Origin of the sequence: Aphanizomenon sp. UHCC 0183, from assembly GCF_009712065.1 — a bacterium.
Lineage (GTDB): Bacteria > Cyanobacteriota > Cyanobacteriia > Cyanobacteriales > Nostocaceae > Dolichospermum > Dolichospermum heterosporum.
Map to the genome: position 1 here is coordinate 1 of NZ_VILC01000170.1, position 3,285 is coordinate 3,285.

4 protein-coding genes are annotated in these 3,285 nt (G+C 38.0%); 2 read left to right on the forward strand and 2 right to left on the reverse strand.

From position 1 onward, the window contains the following. The first annotated feature begins 154 nt into the window (after positions 1-154). Both bchI and FJR37_RS25750 read left to right on the forward strand, forming a co-directional pair. Positions 155-1,273 carry a magnesium chelatase ATPase subunit I gene (gene bchI, locus FJR37_RS25745; RefSeq protein ID WP_039202400.1) on the forward strand — a complete coding sequence of 373 codons (1,119 nt, stop codon included), beginning with the start codon at positions 155-157 and terminating at the stop codon, positions 1,271-1,273. 61 nt (positions 1,274-1,334) lie between these two features. Then, positions 1,335-1,652, forward strand: coding sequence for a hypothetical protein (locus FJR37_RS25750; RefSeq protein ID WP_039202399.1), 318 nt, complete (start codon positions 1,335-1,337; stop codon positions 1,650-1,652). Here FJR37_RS25750 and FJR37_RS25755 read toward each other — a convergent pair. Then, positions 1,647-2,330 carry a Uma2 family endonuclease gene (locus tag FJR37_RS25755; RefSeq protein ID WP_039202398.1) on the reverse strand — a complete coding sequence of 228 codons (684 nt, stop codon included), beginning with the start codon at positions 2,328-2,330 and terminating at the stop codon, positions 1,647-1,649. The genes FJR37_RS25750 and FJR37_RS25755 overlap by 6 nt on opposite strands. Before the next feature lie 21 nt (positions 2,331-2,351). After that, positions 2,352-3,074, reverse strand: a complete 723-nt coding sequence (locus FJR37_RS25760) for a Uma2 family endonuclease (protein ID WP_168467487.1) — start codon at positions 3,072-3,074, stop codon at positions 2,352-2,354. Between the last annotated feature and the right edge of the window lie 211 nt (positions 3,075-3,285).

The following is a 3,285-nucleotide window of genomic DNA, read 5'->3' on the forward strand; positions in this document are numbered from 1 at the left end:
CGCAATTTCATTCATTCATATGATGGTAAGTTAGTGAGCGTGCGTAAGTCCTAAAAACTTATAAGAAGATTGGCTTTTAACGAACAACCAACCCACCTCCCCAAAATGTGTCAAAATAAAGAATTGTCATAAAAAATATTGTTAAGGTAATTTAGTGACTTCAACTGCTCAAGCTAGTGCGAGTGCGCGTCGTGCGGTCTTCCCATTTACAGCCATCGTCGGTCAAGAAGAAATGAAACTGGCACTGCTGTTAAATGTCATTGACCCCAAAATTGGTGGTGTAATGATTATGGGCGATCGCGGCACCGGAAAATCTACAACTATCCGCGCCTTGGCGGACCTTTTACCAGAAATCCCTGTTGTCGCTAATGACCCCTTCAACAGTGACCCCAGCGACACGGACTTGATGAGTGATGAAGTCCGTCAACAGGTAGCACAAGGGTTAGAAATTCCCATCACTCACAAAAAGGTACAAATGGTAGATTTACCATTGGGTGCTACGGAAGACCGGGTTTGTGGGACAATTGACATTGAAAAAGCCTTATCTGAGGGTGTCAAAGCTTTTGAACCGGGACTCTTAGCCAAAGCCAACCGGGGTATTCTCTACGTTGATGAGGTCAACTTGTTAGATGACCACTTGGTAGATGTACTCCTCGATTCCGCTGCTAGTGGCTGGAATACCGTGGAACGGGAAGGAATTTCTATCCGTCACCCCGCGAAGTTTGTTCTCGTTGGTTCAGGAAATCCAGAAGAAGGGGAATTACGTCCTCAACTTCTCGACCGTTTTGGAATGCACGCGGAAATCCGCACTGTGAAAGAACCAGCTTTGCGGGTGCAAATTGTGGAGGAACGGGGTGAATTTGACCAAAATCCGCCTGTGTATTTAGAAAAACACCAAGCACCACAAGTAGCATTACAAGAGAAAATTGTCAATGCCCAAAACTTATTACCACAAGTTAATTTAGACTATGACTTCCGGGTGAAAATTTCCGAAGTTTGTTCAGAATTAGATGTGGACGGGTTGCGGGGTGACATCGTGACAAACCGCGCTGCGAAAGCCTTGACAGCTTTTGAAGGCCGGACAGAAGTTACAATTGACGATATCCGTCGGGTAATTACTTTATGTCTGCGTCACCGTTTGCGGAAAGATCCTTTAGAATCTATTGATACTGGCTATAAAGTGGAAAAGGTCTTTTGTCGGGTTTTTGGTGTGGAACTTCCAGAAGATTCAACCCAGAAAAATGGTGCAGGGGTAAAAGCTGGCGCTCGTTAGTGATAATGTAGAGACGTTCCATGGAACGTCTCTACAACGGTTAACTGACAACTGACAAATTATGAGAACTTGGAATTTTTGGTTAAACAGCTTGATTTTATTTATTCAGGATCATCCACCCCGATTTGTGGAATTATTAATGTTGACATTAGCGATCGCTATGCTGACAGTCTCCACTATTGTCCCAGATAAACCCTACATCATACTAGGTTTAAGTTTTGTCATTGGCGCATCAACTTCTATATTAGTCCGGGAAGCAATATTTTCCAGCGGACACAACCAGACATTTTTAACTCAACAACGCCTTACCCAATTTACCGCACTACTGTTATTAGGAATTAGTATTTACGGGTTTGCAAATTTAATTCACACGCTATAAATTTGCAGGATCAACTCCTAAACTCTTTAACATTTCTGTTAATTTATTAGCCTTTTCCTCACTTTGTATAATCCGTTCTTCCGGTGTTAAAAATCTTTTTCCCTGTTCATCAAACCAATATAACCATTCCCTAGTTATTCCTTGATAAGTTCCATTTTCCTTACCAATTCCTAAACCTATTTCTGGTAGCCAAACAGGATTTCTTGGTTGTAAGATATATTCTCCATTGGTTAATTTATAAACCTCTAATTTTTCTTTGATTGTTCTGAGGGGACAATATATTACATAATATAAAATTCCCAAATCTTGAGCATATATGTCTCCTTTAGTTATATGTTCTTCTCGATAGGTTTTAGATACTATTTCTAACGCTAAAATTGGGGATTTTTTCTCTTCCCATAAGACATAACTTGGACGGAGATCTTCATTAATACCTTTAACTCTAGGAACACCAATACTTAAAAACCCTTCTGGGACAATAGCAGGTTTCTTCGGATCATAATATATTCCCATACCTGCGCCAAAAAACCAATCCTGTCTTTGTGACCAAATTAAGGCTAAAATACTTTCTAATAATCCCGGAACAAGATGCTGTAATTGATTATCAAGTGGTGTGTCTTTAGAATCAGGTAATTCCCAAGATGAAGGTAAATAACGTAAAGAGTCGTAATCTAGCATGATTGATACCAGCAATTTTACTTAAATTAAACTTTCAGGATCAACACCTAATTTTATTAACATCTCTGCTAATTTCTGAGCTTTTTCTTCAGATTCTAACCGTTTTCTTTCAGATTGTAAACGTTGTTCTTCACTTTGTAGAATCCGTTCTTCCGGTGTTAAAAATCTTTTTCCCTGTTCATCAAACCAATATAACCATTGTCTAGTGATTCCTTGATAAGTTCCCTTTTCCCAACCAATTCCTAACCCTATTTCTGATAACCAAACGGGATTTCCTGGAATTAAAACATATTCACCATTGACTAATTGATAAACTTCCAAAGATGCTTGTTCACTTACTAAGGGATTATAAACTATATAATATAAGATACCCAACTCTTTAGCATAGATACTTTTTTTAGTGCTATATTCGTTTCTATAGGTTTTAGAAACTACTTCTAATACTAAAGTTGGTAATTTTTTCTCTTCCCATAATACATAACTTCGACGTAATTTTTCATTAATAATTCTGGGAACACCAATACTTAAAAATCCATCTGGGACAATTGCAGGTTTATTGGTATCATAATATACTCCCATATCTACACCAAAAAACCAATCTTGTCTTTGTGACCAGATTAAGGCTAAGATGGCTTTTAATAAACCGGGAATTAAATTTTGTAGTTCGTTATCCACTGGTGTGTCGTCAGAGTCGGGTAATTCTTCCGATGAAGGTAAACAATTTGATTGGCTGTATTTTAGCATGATTTATATTACCAATTCTTTTTTCATTGTAATCCAGATCCCCGACTTCTAACAAGAATCTATCATTTATTTACAAGATGAAAACAGAAGTCGGGGATATTTTTATCCTTGAATTATGGCTTTTTCTTCTTCAGTTAAACCATACAACCGATAAACAATTTCATCAATTAACCAATCACATTGTTTAAGTTGTTTTTTGATTGGTAGTAAG

Bases quoted from the DNA above. Each gene is read 5' to 3' on its own strand.
- FJR37_RS25750 (WP_039202399.1), top strand. From the start codon at position 1,335: ATGAGAACTTGGAATTTTTGGTTAAACAGCTTGATTTTATTTATTCAG.
- FJR37_RS25760 (WP_168467487.1), bottom strand. From the start codon at position 3,074: ATGCTAAAATACAGCCAATCAAATTGTTTACCTTCATCGGAAGAATTA.
- FJR37_RS25755 (WP_039202398.1), bottom strand. From the start codon at position 2,330: ATGCTAGATTACGACTCTTTACGTTATTTACCTTCATCTTGGGAATTA.